The 16,586-nt window shown below is 64.6% G+C and carries 15 protein-coding genes; 8 read left to right on the forward strand and 7 right to left on the reverse strand.

All coding sequences use genetic code 11. The annotated features are described in order from the left end of the window. The first annotated feature begins 406 nt into the window (after positions 1–406). From ACPDIT_RS04185 to ACPDIT_RS04205, 5 genes are all read left to right on the forward strand, one after another. Positions 407–694: an acylphosphatase gene (locus ACPDIT_RS04185; RefSeq protein WP_423441834.1), complete on the forward strand. Its 288-nt coding sequence runs from the start codon at positions 407–409 to the stop codon at positions 692–694. Positions 695–712: 18 nt separating this feature from the next. Next, entirely contained in the window at positions 713–1,435 is a 723-nt protein-coding gene (locus ACPDIT_RS04190; protein ID WP_423441836.1) for a metallophosphoesterase family protein, read from the forward strand. A 22-nt stretch (positions 1,436–1,457) separates the two neighbouring features. Then, a complete protein-coding gene (locus ACPDIT_RS04195) occupies positions 1,458–2,426 on the forward strand; it encodes an ELM1/GtrOC1 family putative glycosyltransferase (protein WP_423441838.1) in 969 nt (322 codons plus the stop codon). Next, positions 2,423–3,595 (forward strand): glycosyltransferase family 4 protein, encoded by a 1,173-nt coding sequence (locus ACPDIT_RS04200; protein ID WP_423441840.1) that lies wholly within the window; start codon positions 2,423–2,425, stop codon positions 3,593–3,595. Before ACPDIT_RS04195 ends, ACPDIT_RS04200 begins: the two co-directional genes overlap by 4 nt. Positions 3,596–3,893: 298 nt before the next feature. Further along, positions 3,894–4,994, forward strand: a complete 1,101-nt coding sequence (locus ACPDIT_RS04205) for a 3-deoxy-7-phosphoheptulonate synthase (protein WP_423441842.1) — start codon at positions 3,894–3,896, stop codon at positions 4,992–4,994. Between the two features lie 99 nt (positions 4,995–5,093). On the opposite strand, the gene rnr is transcribed toward ACPDIT_RS04205, so the two are convergent. From rnr to ACPDIT_RS04225, 4 genes are all read right to left on the reverse strand, one after another. Beyond that, positions 5,094–7,391 carry a ribonuclease R gene (gene rnr, locus ACPDIT_RS04210; RefSeq protein WP_423441844.1) on the reverse strand — a complete coding sequence of 766 codons (2,298 nt, stop codon included), beginning with the start codon at positions 7,389–7,391 and terminating at the stop codon, positions 5,094–5,096. 93 nt (positions 7,392–7,484) lie between these two features. Beyond that, on the reverse strand, positions 7,485–7,691 hold the full coding sequence (locus tag ACPDIT_RS04215; RefSeq protein ID WP_423441846.1) for a hypothetical protein: 207 nt from the start codon (positions 7,689–7,691) through the stop codon (positions 7,485–7,487). A 358-nt stretch (positions 7,692–8,049) separates the two neighbouring features. Then, positions 8,050–8,238, reverse strand: a complete 189-nt coding sequence (locus ACPDIT_RS04220; RefSeq protein WP_423441848.1) for a hypothetical protein — start codon at positions 8,236–8,238, stop codon at positions 8,050–8,052. Beyond that, positions 8,239–8,568 carry a hypothetical protein gene (locus ACPDIT_RS04225; RefSeq protein ID WP_423441850.1) on the reverse strand — a complete coding sequence of 110 codons (330 nt, stop codon included), beginning with the start codon at positions 8,566–8,568 and terminating at the stop codon, positions 8,239–8,241. Positions 8,569–9,270: 702 nt separating this feature from the next. Here ACPDIT_RS04225 and ACPDIT_RS04230 point away from each other — a divergent pair. The 3 genes from ACPDIT_RS04230 (at position 9,271) to ACPDIT_RS04240 (ending at position 12,707) form a co-directional block, all read left to right on the forward strand. Continuing rightward, complete coding sequence (locus ACPDIT_RS04230; RefSeq protein ID WP_423441852.1) at positions 9,271–10,143, forward strand: endonuclease/exonuclease/phosphatase family protein; 873 nt, start codon at positions 9,271–9,273, stop codon at positions 10,141–10,143. Continuing rightward, positions 10,140–10,652, forward strand: a complete 513-nt coding sequence (locus ACPDIT_RS04235) for a YHYH domain-containing protein (RefSeq protein ID WP_423441854.1) — start codon at positions 10,140–10,142, stop codon at positions 10,650–10,652. Before ACPDIT_RS04230 ends, ACPDIT_RS04235 begins: the two co-directional genes overlap by 4 nt. Positions 10,653–12,305: 1,653 nt before the next feature. Further along, positions 12,306–12,707, forward strand: coding sequence for a YlbF family regulator (locus tag ACPDIT_RS04240; RefSeq protein ID WP_423441856.1), 402 nt, complete (start codon positions 12,306–12,308; stop codon positions 12,705–12,707). Positions 12,708–12,866: 159 nt separating this feature from the next. On the opposite strand, the gene ACPDIT_RS04245 is transcribed toward ACPDIT_RS04240, so the two are convergent. The 3 genes from ACPDIT_RS04245 to ACPDIT_RS04255 all read right to left on the reverse strand — a co-directional run bounded on the left by ACPDIT_RS04245 (position 12,867) and on the right by ACPDIT_RS04255 (position 16,483). Further along, positions 12,867–13,838, reverse strand: a complete 972-nt coding sequence (locus ACPDIT_RS04245) for an NAD-dependent epimerase/dehydratase family protein (protein ID WP_423441858.1) — start codon at positions 13,836–13,838, stop codon at positions 12,867–12,869. Then, complete coding sequence (locus ACPDIT_RS04250; RefSeq protein ID WP_423441860.1) at positions 13,835–14,878, reverse strand: N-acetylmuramoyl-L-alanine amidase family protein; 1,044 nt, start codon at positions 14,876–14,878, stop codon at positions 13,835–13,837. Before ACPDIT_RS04250 ends, ACPDIT_RS04245 begins: the two co-directional genes overlap by 4 nt. Positions 14,879–15,040: 162 nt before the next feature. Continuing rightward, positions 15,041–16,483, reverse strand: a complete 1,443-nt coding sequence (locus tag ACPDIT_RS04255) for a uroporphyrinogen decarboxylase family protein (RefSeq protein ID WP_423441862.1) — start codon at positions 16,481–16,483, stop codon at positions 15,041–15,043. Between the last annotated feature and the right edge of the window lie 103 nt (positions 16,484–16,586).

The following is a 16,586-nucleotide window of genomic DNA, read 5'->3' on the forward strand; positions in this document are numbered from 1 at the left end:
GTGCGCCCGGTTTCGGCCACCCGCGGGGCGTTGTGCCCCTGCACTCGGACCGCAACGTTCCCACCCGCCGCCCGGGCGAATCCCCGGGCCCACGCTTTTCGATATGGAACCGTCCCGCTCACAAGCAAAACCTTCGCCTCTCCGAGCTGAGAAGCCCCGCAAACAGGGACCCAACCCGTCGCGGGTCCCGGGGCCGATTGCTTCCCCGCCTCCGCCAGTCCTCGAAGGGCGGCCACCCCCGGTGGTGCCGGCCACCGCGCAGAGGGCGGGAACTCCCGACAATCCCTGCCCCGGGAAAAGCGTTGCCTCCAGCCGGTCAGTTGTGGCTTCATCCAGAGGCTGGAATTGCGTTTTCGCGGTTCCTCGGAGCGCGATTCCGGAAACCGAATTGGGTAGCGACGAGCCAATGAGTGGGACCAACCGATACCGCATGCAGGTGCTCTATTCCGGGCACGTGCAAGGCGTGGGATTCCGGTACACCACCAAAAGCGTGGCCCAGGGATTCGAGGTCACCGGCACCGTCCGCAATCTGCCGGACGGCCGCGTGGAACTCATCGCGGAAGGCACCCGCGAGGAACTGGAGGCGTTTCGCCGGGCCATCCGGGAGGCGGGCCTGGACCGGTTCATCCAACGCGAAGAGGTGACCTGGTCGGAAGCTGTCGGTGGCCTGCAAGGCTTTCGGATCGTAGGTTAAGGCTCGGAACGAGCAGCAATGAAGTTTGCCATTATCGCGGACATTCACGGCAACTTGGAGGCCCTTCAGGCCGTCCTGGAGGATGCACAAAAACAGGGATGCACGCATTACGCCTGCATTGGTGACGTGGTGGGCTACGGCGCCAACCCGCGGGAATGCCTGCAAATCATCCGTTCGATGGGGATGCCCTGCGTCAAGGGCAACCATGACGAATACTGTTCCATCGACGAAAACGCCGAAGGCTTCAATCCCCTGGCCGCCGAGGCCGTCATGTGGACGCGTCAGCAGCTGAGCGAGGAAGACCGACAATGGCTGCGGGACCTGCGCTACGTCCGCATGGTGACCAATTTCACCATTGTCCACGCCACCCTGGACGCGCCGCAGCGCTGGGGGTATGTGTTCGACAAGCTGGCAGCCGCGGCCAGCTTCCCCTACCAAAACACGCCCGTCTGTTTCTTCGGCCACACCCATGTGCCGGTGGCCTTCGTGCGCGACAGCATGGTGCGCGGCGGCACCTACTCCAAGTTCCGCATCGAGCCCGGCAAGAAGTACTTCATCAACGTGGGCGCCGTGGGCCAGCCCCGCGACGGCAACCCCAAGGCCGCCTACGTCGTGTACGACGTGGACGAAGGCACCGTGGAGCTGCGGCGCCTGGATTACGACATCGCCACCGCCCAGAAAAAAATCCGCGCCGCCGGGTTGCCGGAGCGGCTGGCCGAACGACTCGCCTACGGCCGCTAGCCCCCGCGGCCCCACCCCGCCCGTGAACGCGGTCGTCCCGATCGCTCCCCCCTCCCCCACACAGGCCCCGCCTCGCCGGCCCCGACACATCCGCGTCCTTTCCGACGGCCGACCCGGCCATTTGAACCAGAGCCTGGGCCTGGCCGAAGCCCTCGCCCGCCGAACCGGCGCCACCATCGAAACCTTGCGACTCCCCGACGCGGGCGGACCACCGCTCCGCTGGTGGACCGCCCTGCATGCCGCAGGGCCCAAACCCGACCTCCTCATCGGGGCCGGCCACAAAACCCACCTGGCCCTCTGGCTGGCCGCCCGAAAGCTCCGGGCCAAATCGGTGGTCATCATGAAACCCACCTGGCCGGCCTTCCTGTTCGACCTTTGTTTGGTGCCGGCCCATGACCTCTCCCAAACGCCGGCCTCGCCCCGCGTCGTCCCCATCCGCGGAGGCCTGAACCGGATTCCGGAACAACTGCCCCCCAAACAACTCCGCGGCTTGATCCTGTTGGGCGGACCCTCGCGGAGCCACGGATGGGCCGGCGAGGCATTGATCGACTGCCTCCGCGAAGTCTGCGCCGCTCGACCCGAACTGCAATGGTTCGCCGCCGATTCACGCCGTACACCCGCCGGTTTTCTCACGGCTGTGGTCCAGGCCGGAGTGCCCGTCCAACCGCTACCGCGCGAGACCACGCCCACCTCGACGCTCATGGATCATTTGCTGCTGGCCCAGGAGGTTTGGGTCACCGCCGACAGCATCTCCATGGTGTTCGAAGCGGTCACGACCGGAGCCCGGGTCGGATTGCTCCCCGCTCCGGTCCACGCCCCCAACAGCGGTCCGGTGCGCGGCCTGGACGCCCTTGTGCTCGACGGCTACGCCACCCTCTACACCACCTGGCGCCAACAAGGTCGACGCCTGCCCCCGCCCCGACCCCTCCACGAAACGGGCCGTTGCGCGGACCTGGTCCTGACCCGATTGTTCCCGGAAAGACAGCCGTGAAAGTCCTGCAACTTGTCCCCGCACTGAACGAAGGCGGCGTTGAACGGGGCACCCTCGAAATCGGTCGTTACCTCGTCGAACAAGGTCACGAGGCGCTGGTGATCTCCCACGGCGGCCGCCTTGTGCCGGCGCTGGAAGCTGCCGGGGTCCGGCACCTCACGCTGCCCGTTCACCGCAAGGGCCCGGGCGGGTTGCTCCTTCTGCCCAGGTTGCGACGTCTCCTGCGCACCGAGAAACCGGATATCCTGCACCTGCGATCGCGCTGGCCGGCCTGGTTGGGGTGGCTGGCCTGGCGCAGTCTGCCGGCCCCACAACGCCCCCGCCTGGTCACCACCGTGCACGGCTTTTACACGGTCAATCCCTACTCGGCCATCATGACCCGGGGGGAACGGGTCATCGCAGTCTCCCAGAGCATCCGCGATTACATCCTCCAACACTACCCGCGCACCGACCCGGCCCGCATCCGGGTGATTCCCCGCGGAATCTCCCCCGCGGAGTTTCCCCGCGGGTATCAACCCGACGCGGCCTGGCGCGAACAGTGGCAGAGAGACTTCCCCAACTTGGTTGGACGGCGGCTTCTCACCCTGCCGGGGCGGGTCACCCGTCTGAAGGGGCACGAAGACTTCCTTCAATTGCTTGCGCGTCTCCGCGGGGAAACTGCCCCGGTCGCCGGGCTGATTCTCGGCGGTGCCTCCCCGGGCAAAGAAAAGTACCTGCGCTGTCTGCATGCCCTCGTTGCACGGCTGGGGCTGGAAGGCTCGGTCTTCTTTCTGGGACACCGCTCCGACGTGCGCGAGATCCTGGCCATTTCGGACGTGGTCTTTTCCCTGTCGAACCGGCCGGAATCCTTCGGGCGAACCACGTTGGAAGCGCTGGCGCTGGGACGACCGGTCATCGGGTACGACCACGGCGGCGTGGGCGAACAACTCCGGGCGTTGTTCCCCGAGGGCGCCGTGCCGCCCGGCGACATCGAGACGGCCGCCCAACTCACTCGAAAATTCCTGCTCGCGCCTCCCGAGCCGCGTCCCATTGTCCCTCCTTTCACGTTGGAAGCCATGTGCCGGAGCACGCTCGCCGTGTACGAAGAACTCACAGGGGAGAGAGGAGCCCGTCGCTCCGAGGTCCCGCGGCCACCGGCCGAAAGTCCGGTGGACCCGCAGCGACACTGAAAGCGCGGGCGCGCCAGTCCGACCAGCGGCGTGCTCCTTGGCGGCCGACAACCAACGGAACACCCAAAGGTCCGCGTCTCTCGATTCCCACGCCCTGCGCCACAAGCTCTCCCGGGCCCGTCCCCACCGCGGTCGTATGCCCCATCGGATCGATCGCCCGGACAGCTCAGGGATCCCCGCGCCCCCGGCCATCAAAACGCCCCCCCAAAGCTCCCTTCTTCGAATCATGCCGGACTGCCCCGTCTGCCTCGAATTCCCGCTTTTGCAGGGACCGCCAAAACCGGATAATGTAAGCCGTATGGTTCGCATTCAGAACGTGCATGTCCGCGAACTCATCCGGCTGCAGCCGCCCCGGGCTCTCTTGGCCGAGCTGCCGCTGGATGAGCAGGCGGCGGCAACCGTGGTGGCGGGACGGCAGGCGGTCCAGCGCATCTTGGAGCGGGTGGATTCGCGGATGCTGGTGCTGGTGGGGCCCTGTTCCATTCACGATCCCCGGGCCGCCCTCGAATACGCCGGGCGGCTGGTGGCGCTCCGCAGGGATCTGCAGGACACCTTCGAAATCATCATGCGGGTGTACTTCGAGAAACCCCGCACCACCATCGGCTGGAAAGGGCTGATCAACGATCCTCACCTGGACGGCACCTACGACATCGAAACCGGACTGCGTCGCGCCCGGGCGCTGTTGCTCGAGATCACCCGCATGGGCCTGCCGGCAGGCACGGAATTCCTCGACCCCATCGTGCCCCAATACATCGCCGACCTCGTCTCCTGGGCGGCCATCGGGGCCCGGACCACCGAATCCCAAACCCACCGGGAGATGGCCAGTGGCCTGTCCATGCCGGTTGGGTTCAAGAACGGCACCGATGGCAGTTTGCAGGTGGCCATCGATGCCATGCAGGCGGCGCGGCATCCGCACGCGTTTCTGGGAGTGGACGAGGAGGGCATCACCAGCATCGTGCGCACCACGGGCAATCCCTGGGGCCACATCGTGCTGCGCGGAGGCCGGCAGCGTCCCAACTACGATCCGGAAAGCATCCGCGTCGCGGAAGAACAGCTCACGGCCGCCGGGTTGCCGGCCGTGATCATGGTGGACTGCAGCCATGCCAATTCCGGCAAGGTGCCGGCGCGCCAGGAAGACGTGTGGCGCAGCGTCATCCGGCAACGTTGCCAGGGCACCCTTTCCCTCGTGGGCCTCATGCTGGAAAGCAACCTGTTCGAGGGGAATCAACCCTTCCCGCGTCCGGTGCACGAACTGCGCTACGGCGTGTCCATCACCGATCCCTGCATCAGTTGGGAGACCACGGAGCGTCTGCTCCGCTGGGGGGCCGAGGAACTCCGACAAGCGCGGAGGGATGCGGCTCGTGCGAGTGCCCCGGCACAGCCGGCGCTCTCGAGCTGACCTCGTCCCGGCCACACCGCCCGGCCGGCCGCCCGGGCCGCGGCCCCCGGCGTCTCCGCAACAAGGGCCGATCTCCCCCGGAGCGCTCCTCGGTGCTTTTTAGCGTCGTCCTCGGCCGCGGTTCCGCCGCCCGGCTCGTGGAGGACCGGAGCTTCCGACCGGACCGGCGCCGTGCGCCGGTTTCCCCGAGCGCCGTTGGGACCGTGGGACGTGCGCGGTTTCGGCGCGCGTTGCGGACTCGGAACGGCGTGGTCGCCGCTCACGCGCACGACCGGCAGAAGGAGCCGCCGGCGCAAAGTCCACTTGCTTCTTGAACCGGTCCACGCGGGCAACCACCACCGACAGCGAATCTCCCAGGCGAATCCGCCGCCGCGTGCGACGTCCCTGGAGCTGGTTCCGCGCGCTGTCGAACACGTAAAAGTCGTCTTTCATCGCCGACAACGGAACGAATCCGCTGAGGCCCAGCGTCGGCAGGTCCACGAAAAAGCCATGATTGCGCACATCCGTAACCATGGCGGGGTAGGGGGTCGGACGACCCGAGCGCAGCTGCTCCTCGAGATGGGCAAAAAGTTTGACCTCGCGGCTGTCCCGTTCGGCATCGGCCGAGTTTCGTTCCATCGTGGACAGGTGTTCGGCCAGGGATTCGAGCTCGACCAACGGGGGCAGTGCCCGCGGCTCGAACAGGGCCCGATGCACCACCAGGTCGGCGTACCGACGAATGGGCGAGGTGAAGTGCGTGTAGTCCTTCTTGTTCAGCCCGAAATGGCCGACCGGTTCGGTGGCGTACTGGGCCCGCATCAAAGACCGCAGGAGCCCGACCTTCAGGGCCGGGCCGATGGGCAGGTGATTGAGTCGCTCCAGCAGTCGCTGCAGCTCCGCCCGGTCGTCCAGCCGGCCGCACGGCACGTTGTGGCTCAACACCTCCTGGCGATACTCCTCCAGCCGGGCCGGGTCCGGAGGCTCGTGCACGCGGTACAACGCGGGACGGCCCGACTGCCGCAGCCGACGCGCCGCGGCTTCGTTCGCCAGCAGCATGAACTCCTCGATCAACTGATGCGCAATGTCGTGGACCACCGTCTCCACTCGCACCACACGGCCCCGCTCGTCCAACCGCAGCTTGACCTCCGGAAAATCCAGGTCCAGGGCGCCCTGGGCAAACCGCCGGCGCCGCAACCGCTGCGCCAGTTCATGAGCCTGGTGCAGCATCCGACCCAATGGATCGGTGGCCGGGCGGCGCAGCCGTTCCAGTGCCTCGCCATAGGTCAGGCGATGCCGGGAATGAATCACCGCCGAATAAAACCGGCTTTGCAACACGCGGCCGTCGGGCGACAAGAGGAATTCCACGCACTTGGTCAGGCGGTCCACCCCGGGCTTCAGCGAGCACAACTCGTTGCTCAGGACCTCCGGCAGCATGGGAATCACCCGGTCGACCAGGTAGGTGGAATTGCCCCGCCGCCGCGCCTCTTCGTCCAATGCGGTCCCCGGCTTCACGTAATGGGACACATCCGCAATGTGCACCCAGAGCTTCCAGTGCCCATCAGCCAGTCGCTCCACCGCAATGGCATCATCGAAGTCTCTGGCGTCGTCCGGATCGATGGTGACCACCAGTTGCCCGCGGCAATCCACGCGGCCGCGCAATTCCTGCGGGCGCACCTCCGTCCCGAACGCCTCGGCTTCGCGTCGCACCGCCGCCGGAAAGGCCGTGGGCAACTGGTACTGGCGCAACACCGCCAGCATGTCCACGCCCGGATCCGAGGGAGCCCCGAGGATCTCCACGAGGTCACCCTCCGGGTTGGTCTCGCGCGACGGCCAGTCCCGCAACGCCACCACCACCTTGTCCCCAAGCCGCGCCGTCCGATCGCCCACCCGGGGCGAGGGCACGTAAATGTCATGAGGAATCCGCGGATCGTCCGGAATCACGTAGAAAAACCGGCTGCTGCGCTGCAGGGTGCCCACCAGTTGCGTCCGCCGGCGCTCCAGAATCCGCACCACCTCGCCCGTGACCGGTTCCGGCGCCTCCGACCGCAGCCCCTTCGGCCGCACGTTTCGCCGCACCAACACCCGATCCTCGTGCAGGGCGGTCCCGGTGGCGTGCTCGGGAATGAGAATCTCCGGCAAGTGCGGGTCGTCCGGCTGCAAGAATCCCTTGCCCTGCCGGTTGATCCGGATCCGACCCGGAATGAGATCGGCAGCCTGGGGCAGGACATAGCGGTCGCCCTTGATCCGCACCACTCGGCCGCTTTGTTCCAACGCCTTCAGCGCGGCCTCGAACTCCGCCGACGCCACGGCGGGAGGACCGATCCTCCGCGCCAACTCCGCCGCCGTCCACGGCCTGGCCCCCGCTCGCCGCAGCGTCTTCAGGATCCGCTCCTCCAGCATCAAAAGTTGTGGATTCATCGCCGGCGGGACTTTACGCCAGCAGAAGCGCCTTGAACAGCCGACAAACCGTGCCGCTCCATTACCGAGCGGGTGACCCTGAGACTTACGCAATCAAATGACCACCGGCCGCGCCAGCACCTGACACGGTGGAAGCGCACTCAGCGGCACCTCGGGATCCCGGTCGATAACATACCGGCAAAACCACTCGTCCGGGAACAGGATCACCGGCAGACCCGCCATGTCCCGGGCCGGGCGCGCTCCCGCGGGCAAAGCTGCCTCCGCGACGGTCGCCTGCGGGTCGGCCAGCCATCGCAACACCCCCACGGAGCCGGCTGCAGTCGCGTCTCCACCCTGTACTTCCGCTGCAGCCGGTATTGCAAGACCTCGAACTGCAGCGGCCCTACCGCCCCCCAGCAGCGGCGGGCGCATCCTGCTCCGGGGCAGTTTGAACACCTGCACCACTTCCTGCTCCAACAACCTGCTGCAGGTCTCCCCAAAACCGTATAAACTGGCTCGTACTCGGACTGTGCAAAACCACAACGCAGTCCGGCGCAAACTGAGGAAGTTCCTCGTAAGCCACGTCCCGCCCCGCCCTCAGCGTGTCGCCCAGCTCGAAGTCCTTCATGTCCCACCAACCCACCACATCCCCCGCGTATGCCTTCTCTAACGTCTCCCGCTAGCGGCCAAACAACCGATGTGCACTGGCCAAACGCACCCGCCGTCCCGTCCGCGTGTGCACGACCATGTCGCGTTTGAACCTTCCCGAACATACCCGCACAAAGGCCAAGCGGTCCCCATGTTGCGGATCCGTGTTGGCTTGGACCCTGAAAATGAACCCGGAAACATGCGTTTTGGCCGGTTGCACCTAACCGTTGCGGACCCGACGCGGTTGGGACGGCGGCCCAAACCGCAGGAACCCGTCCACCAGCAGTTGCACCCCAGAATTTTTCACGGCAATGGCGAAGAACACCGGCATCTGCCGACCCGTCCTCACGGCTTCCGGATTGAACGCCACGCCTCCGGCCTCGAACAGTTCCAATTCCTCCCCCACCCGCCGGTGCACCGTGTCCCTCAATCGTTCTCGCGCCACGGGATCGTCCCCCTCGTGCACCAGCACCGGCGTCCGATACGCTCCGCATGCAACGCGCTCGAAGAGGTGGGCCGGCGGCCCTGCCAACGATCCACGCCACGACACTCCACACCGTCCCCCAGCGAGCAGCGGCTCGGGCACAGCGGAGAAGAACACCGAAGTGGGGATCAACCGCGGCTTCAAACGCCAGGGCCGCAGTTGGCCTCCGATGCGGGCCGTTCGGCTTTTGCAGCTCAAACAACTGCAGGCCCAACCCAAGCACTGGTCGGACAGGTGGAAGTTCAAGCCCCCAATCCCGCCTCAGACCCAAGCCGCCGTAATTGCCCTTGATGCTAGTCGAAGAAGACGTACCCGTTTTCCTGCACGCACACGGCCTGTGCTTGACAAATCGCCTTTAGAGTCGAAATAGTGGATTATGAAAGCGCATGGCTTGCTCCTGCTCCTCGCGTGTGGACTGGTTCTGTTGCAAGGCCACGGCCTCGCCGCTGAAACCAATTCCGTTTGGGAATTCCAAAAGCAGGTTGAAAGACTGAAAGCCGAAAACGAGGCGTTGAAGCGCGAGAACCAGCTTTTGCGAAGCCTGCTTTCCGAGAGGCAAAGCGGCGTCGCGTCCAGGGCCCAACCACAAGCAAGACCCGCAGATGCTGTCAGAGTTCCATCGGTATCGTCGCAACGCCCCGCGCCCGGAAGTTCAGCCCAACCGACCTCCCATTGGTTGACCATTTCAAGCGGCAAACGCCATAACAGTTCATGTCGCTATTACGGGACAACAAAGGGAAGGCCCTGCGGTCCGAATGACGGCATCCCATGCAAAATCTGTGGCGGTTAATCTTGCTTCTCTGCGTCGCGGTCTCTGCCGCTCAGGGCGGAATCGTTAAGGTTTTGACCTGGAACCTGGAATGGTTGCCAAGCGGCGTCCGCAGTGGGCGGGCTTCGCTAGAAGTCGAACAGGCGATGGTGGCTTCTGTTGCGCCACTTCTTAAAGCGCTCAATGCCGATATTCTGGTGTTGCAAGAAGTGCGCGACTTGAAAGCATGCCAGGACCTCGTCCGCCAGTTGACACCACTAACGTATGAAGTCGCTGTATGTTCCCAGCTCAGCGAGTTTGCGGGATTGGTTGGGCAACAACAGATTGCTATTCTTTCGCGGCCCCCTGCCAATGCGGCCTGGTTTGACAACTGGCGCACATTTGCTCTCGCAGACCCACCGAGGGGCTTTTCTTTTGCTGCCTTTCGTTTACGCACCAACGATATTGGTGTTTACGGTATTCATTTGAAAAGCAACCTGTCGACGCGGCACGCTGAACCTACGCATCAATTCAACATCTTAAAAAGGGAGCTCGCAGCAGAACAGCTCATGGCTCACATTCCACGTGTTTCCACGCAATTGTCCACTGAAGTCAAGGTGCTCATCGTCGCGGGCGACTTCAATACTACACTTGACCAGCCGGTGTTCGCGAGTGAGAGCACGCTGACACTCTTGTACCAAAACGGATTTGCGTCCGGACTTGAAGAGCTCCCCTTTCCACAACGGATTACAATCCCGGGGAAGGGTGAGTACCCTCCTGCCACATTTGATTACGCCTTCGCCAAGCCGGCGGTAATCGCAGGAAAGGCCGCTGTTACATATACCTCTACATCGCACCATCATCCCGTTACGCGCACGATATCTCTCCAATGAGAACAATCCTGCAAGTACTCGTGTGTGTCAGCGTGCAGCTCCCTGCACTCGGGCATCCAGGGGCAACAGATTCTCGGGGTGGGCACTACAACCACTTCACAGGCGAGTATCACTTCCATCATGGGATGACTGCCCACTATCACCCAGGCGGCTTGTGCCCCTACGGATGGAGGAATCCAGCATCCGGTATTGCCAACAACTCTCAGCGTTTGACGGACGTCTCTACTTCGGCAATTGCGCTGCCACGGGCAGGGGCGCAAACGCCTGTGTCTGGCACGACAAGGGCAGCGACGCGTGCGGATTACACGGTACCCCCGAACACCATCTCTCCGAGATTGCTCAGCCCTTCGCGAGCTCTTTCACCCGTGCGCCCGTTCGTAGCTGAAAACGGCAGCTATTACGGTCAGCGGAATGCGTATGGAGTGCCCAAGACCGTCTATGTAAAGGGGTACTTTCGGAGGGATGGGACGTATGTTCGGGGACACTATCGCAGCGCGCGTAGACGGTGAGGCGTCTGCGATGGATTATCCGCGTTCCTGCTCGGATCTCCCTCAGAAGCCAGTGACATGCAAACGACGTGCCGAGCTGGCATAAAGCCAGGGGAATTGCACCTGCAAGTGCTTGCTCCGCAATGGCGTTGTCGCCGGCAGCATTGTTTATTCGTCGGGCTAGCAGGATTGTTGAAGACGTTTCTCGTTGATGAACTCTCCTGGCAAATCAACGACTTGTGCGGCGTTCTGAGGAAACGTGGCTCTTTTTCAACATCCCGCTAGAAGGCAGTCAACGTCGAATCGGCGTCACCATTCTCGCTATGCCTGCGATAATGCATGGTCCGCACCGGCCATTCGTTGGGACATGGGTACCAGGTTGCTCAGCCGCCGCGCCTGGCCGGCAAAGTATTTTGCCGTGCTGTCAGAGACAAAACGGCGTTTTGTCGCTTACCTTCGATGGCTCCGACATGTGACTGAGCTAAAAAACCCGTTCTTCCTCGGGCTACCCTGTGACTCGAACATCAACAGAAGCCCCTTTCACATGAGCCGCACCCTGCAACCAATGAGCCGTGGCGGATCTGAGCGTGTCGGGCCTTGCTAGAGCGTGAGGTTCTCAAGGGCCTTGGTTGAGAGCGATCGCGGTCATCGCCAGGGTCGCTTGCTGTGACAGTAACGGCCGCGACATCTCGCGTAAGCCATCATACTGCGCCCGTAGCACCCCCGACAGTTTGTAGGCCGGTTTTCGGCCCGACACTCATGCGAAGAGCGGCGCGAACGTGGTCTTCCGCGATGGGCATCTCGGATAAATAATCCGACCGAAATGGCCGAGCGATCGGACGAAGGTGCCCAGAACGGGAGAAACGACAAGCAGCAGCTGCTGCGCTTCCTGAATTCCTCGGGTCATCCCTTCGGCGTGGGTCTGAGCAGGACTGAACTGCACCACATGCTGACGGACTGCCAATGCCTTCGCCGGCCACTTGTCACTTGCGTCCGTCTCCTCCGCGTCCAATTCATCGCCCGGCACTTTGGATCCTTCCGCTCCCGTCCGTGAGTGCTCCAACCCGGCGCGTGCCGGAGAACGTTTGTCGCAGTTCCCCCTGCTTCCGAATCAGGGCTGCGAAGGGATGCAGGCGCGTGTTGGTGATGGAAGGGTGATGCTCGAAAGAGCCGGGGGTTGGTCGAACTCGGACAATCAGCACGCGGGGCACGACTCGCGCCGAACTCGAATGCTCCCGGAAGCCCAGGTGACTCTCCGGCTTCCCCAATACACTTGGCGCGCAGGTTGCGTTCTAAAAGTCGGCATACGCACAGGAGGTGCCCACAGGCTGGAACCGGAATGGGCGGGCGCCCCAGCCAGCGCTTTCGCCACATGGAGCGGGGGCCGGAAGCCGGAGAAGCGTCGGCAGGGGAAATGCGCCCCGATTGTTGCCGGGTTTCGTCACCCCTGCCCGCCGCGCACATGAGGCTCAAAGGCGGGCAAACCGCCTTCCGGGCAGGTCAGTGCAGGTTCGAAAACCCGGTCCCGGGCATGCGGAACCTGCGGCAGGGTCCGTCCCGGTCTTGTTTTGTGCCATTGCGTTTCGTCCAAACTCCTCTATGTTTGGCCAACGTTGCCGGCGGGCAGGGCGCCCGGGGCAGAAGGAAAGACATCGATTCGTGCAAAACGACACCATGAGCCAGAGCGACGCGATCGGGCGAAAGACCCGCGAACTGTGTGAAACGATCCTGGAGGACGCGGGCTTCAAGTCCGCGCAGCAACGGATCCAGGCCTTCCTCGACGACGAGAAGGCCCGGACCCAGTACGAAAGCGTGGTCCAACAGGGCCAGGAACTGCGGCGAAAACAGCAATATGGCGAGCCGTTGACCGAGGAAGAGATCGATCGATTCGAGCGGGCCCGCGAGGCCCTGCTGGCCAACGAAGTGGCCCGCGGCTTTCTGGATGCGCAGGCGGAGCTCGAGGAGATGCGCCAGGCGATCCAGCAGCAGGTCTCTTTGACGCTGGAACTGGGCCGCATGCCGACCGAGGAAGATATCAACGGTTGCGGCTGCGGTTCGGGTTGCGGCTGTCACTGATTTTGCGGATCGGCCGCGGATTGGCCGATCTCTTGCTCCCGGTCCGAGAATCGCACGGCCCGCCAGGAGGTGGGCTGTTTTCTTTTGGTTTGCCGGGGACGCGGCCGTTTCGAAGACGGGAACACTTCAAGCCAAACCGCCCGCCCGGCGGCGACGGCCCTACGCGGGGAGTGCGGCAGCGGTCCGCCGGATGATTTCGTCCAGCGAGGTGCGGGGGCGGAACCCGGTATAGCGGACCAGCTTTGCAATCCGGGGGCGCCGGCGGCGCAAATCTTCGAATCCCGGGGCGTAGGCGCGGGCGTACGGGACGCGTTCGATGCGCGAGCGCGAACCGAGCAGCTGAATCACGCGCCGGGCCAGTTCGAGGATGCTGACCTCCTCGGTGCTTCCCACGTTGAAGACCTGGCCGCGCGCCTGTGGACAGTGCTGGAGCCGGACCAGGGCTTCCACCGTGTCGAGCACCCAGCAGAAGCACCGAGTCTGTCGGCCGTCGCCGTACACGCGCAGTGGTGTGTTGGCCCTGGCAGCCTCGATGAAGCGGGGCAGGACCATGCCGTATTGACCGGTCTGGCGGGGACCGACGGTGTTGAAGATCCGCGCGATGATGATGGGAAGGCCGCGTTCATGGGCGTAGGCCATGGCCAGGAACTCGTCCATGAGCTTGGAACAGGCATAGGTCCAGCGCGCGTGCGTGGGGGGGCCGATGATCAGATCGTCGTCCTCGCCGAACTCGGGTCGGGCGCTCCGCCCGTAAACTTCGGAGGTGGAAGTCAGCAGCACGGGCACCCGCCGCGGGGCCGCCAGTTCCAGCATGGCCTCGGTCTCGTGGAGGTTGACCCGACAGACGCGGATGGGATCGCGCACCACAAGTTCCACACCCACGGCCGCAGCCAGGTGATAGACAGCAGAGGCCTGACGCATCCATCGACGCAGGGCGCGGGATCGGGACACCGGGGCCCAGTCCACTGCCAGGCCCGGATCATGGGCCACGGCCTGCAGGTTCTCGGGGCGTCCCGTTGACAGGTCATCCACCACCGCCACCCGGAAGCCCTCGGCCAGCAGACGTTCCACCAGATGGGAGCCGATGAAACCGGCTCCGCCGGTGACGACGATCAAGCGTTTGGATCTCATGGAAGAGCGGAGGCGACCGCTTCGGCCAGCCGCTGGCGGAAAGCAGGGTCGGCAATCCGTCGGGCGTCCTCGGGGTGCGTGAGATAGCCGCCCTCGAGCAACACGGCCGGCCGGCGCTGGCCCTGCAGGACCGTCATGAACCGGGCCCGGCGCACGCCACGATCAGCCAGCCCGGTGTGTTCCAACAGGGCCCGATGCAGGCGGACCGCAAGCTGGAAACTGGCCTCGTCAAACGCGTTGTTGGGATGGACCAGCTGGGGATCGTCCTCGAACTCCCGCCGGATCCCCGAGGGCATCCCCACCGGGGTCAGACAATACGTTTCCAACCCCCCGGCGTGGTTGGTGCCGGCGGCCCCGTTGAAATGCAGGCTGAGAAACACGTCGGCATCGGCCGCATCGGCGATGGCCACCCGTGCGGTCAGGGGAATGTCCACGTCATTGGAGCGGGTGAGTGTGACGGCCCAGCCCCGGGCCGTTAAAAGGCTGCTCAACCGCAAGGCCCAGTCGAGCGTGTACTCTTTCTCCCACTGGCCGGTGACCACACTGCGGGTGCCGGTGTTGCTGCCGCCGTGGCCGGGGTCCAGCACAATGCGCGGGGGTTGTTGCAGACTCAGGCGCAGCGGCTGTTGAAGCGGCTCGATGTGCTTGGCCAAATCGAGCCCGTGGAGCCAAAGGTCTCCCTCGAGCCACTGCGGGGCGAAGCCCAGCCGGATCTGGATGCCGTTCCAATAAGCGACCGGGCTGCCGGCGTGGAATTCCCACTGATGGGGTCCCGTGACGAGACGGTAGGTCACCACCGGAACGGTGGCGGAGGGACGGGGCGCCTCCCATCCGCGAGCAGCGGTCCATTGCGAAAGGGACTGCCAGGTCGGGAGGTTGGCCGCGGGCATGGGTGTGGGTACGGTTTCCGGGGTGGCGGGAGCCGGCGGCGGAAGCAGCGTGATCGCACGCTCCGAGGGCGTGCGATCGCCGGTGGGCCCGGCGCAGCCGGCCGTCAGGCAGAGCAGCAATCCGGTCCATGCCCGGAGGCGGTTTTGCATGGCGGCCATTGTGGGTGCGACATCCTGCGGCTCAAGCCGTTTTGTGGATTGGGGTCGGAACCTCCCGGCTCGAAGACCCCGCCTCCGGGCCCCGCGGAGGAAGGGCGGGACTTCGGCCCGGCACAGGGGCCGTGGCGGCGCGCGCCGGGGCAGAAGGCAGGATCAAAAACTCAGCAGCAGCTGCCAGATGTAAGTGTAACCGTGGGCGTCCACCTGTTTCCAGACCCGCTCCAGCAGCTCCAGGTCGCCGCTGAGCTCGGGCAATTCCGCGCGTTTGACCTCCCAGGACAGACACGTGCCGGGGGCCGGGCCAACCACAGAATGGCCCTGCAGACCGCGCAGGCCCGAGGGATCGGCACCATCGCACGGCCGCCGCGGCGGCTCGGAAAGTGCGGCCTCGGAGTGACTTCGGCCGGAGTAAACCCCGTGTTCGCGGGCGAAGCGCGTGAGGAACTTCAGGTTTTCCGGGTTGGTGTCGTCCTGCATGATGGCGCCGGCATCGAGGATGTACCCACCGTCGCGGGCCACTTCGGCAAAGATCTTGCGAAGCAGATCCTCCAGTTCCTCGGGGGTCCCGTAGCTGAGCAGGACATTGGGCACGCCGCCGCTGAGGGCGAATTTGGCGTGGAGTTTCCGATGGGCCAACCACAGGTCGCCCTGGTCCACGTGAAAGACGATGCTGCGCTCGGGCAGGGTGGCGAAGTCGTCGAGGTGATGATCCCATTTGCCCTCGGCGTAGAACAGGGTCTGATGCCCGTGGCGCCAGAATTCCTCGATGCAGGGCCGCAGCGTGGGCCAGTAATGAGAGGCGAAATGCTGCGGCGAAATGAAGGGGACACAGCCGCGGTGCATCCAGAAGCCGATGGGCACCTGGCGGGCCGGGTCCGCGGTCGTCAACCCCACATGGGTCAGGTGCGGCATGAGGGCTTCGCAGGCGCGCAACACCTGACGGGGCTGTTGGTGGAGGTCCATGACCAGCCCCACGTACCCGCGCAGTTTGTCGGCCAGGATGTCGAGCGGGGCTTTGAAAATGCCGGCAATGGCGGAGACCGTGCCGCACTCCTGCCGCAAGCGGGCACATTGCGGCCCGAAGGCGGTGAAATACTCCATCATGGCCATGGCGCTTTTGACCAATGCCAGATGGCTCCGGCGCGTGGCCGGCTGACCGGGCCGGACAATTTCCGTGGAAACCCGCGGCAGCCAGACGTCGTAAAGAAAGCCGGTGGGATCCGCGATCAACGCGTCGTATTCGTCGGCGCGCATGAACGCTTGATCTTCGGGCGGTTCGATGTAGTTGAACCCCACGTTGGGCGGCATGCCGATGCCGGGAATGCCGTAGTAGCGAAGTCCGGCCGCCTGGGTGAGCCCCGTCCAGACATACACCATGTTGGGCACGACGGCGTCCCAATCGAAATCGCGCGCGCACCGCAGGGTGGCCTCGAAAGCCAGGCGATAATCGTGCACCACCTGTTGACAGGTGAATCCGGCATGGCGGGCGACGAATTCTGCGACAAAGGGCCGGATGGGAATGCAGTCGGGCTGTTCGTTCCTCAGGGCGGTCAAATACCGGCGCAGGCGGGTTTGGTAGAGGACTTCCGTGTTCATGGCAGGTGCCTTCCCCGGGAACACTCTGCGAATTCCGCGCGGGGAAAGCAATGCCGGGCCGCGACCGAAGAAGCACAGGGCCGAACCCGGGCACGCAGGGCAA

Origin of the sequence: Limisphaera sp. VF-2, assembly GCF_049537125.1 — a bacterium.
Classification (GTDB): Bacteria; Verrucomicrobiota; Verrucomicrobiia; order Limisphaerales; family Limisphaeraceae; genus Limisphaera.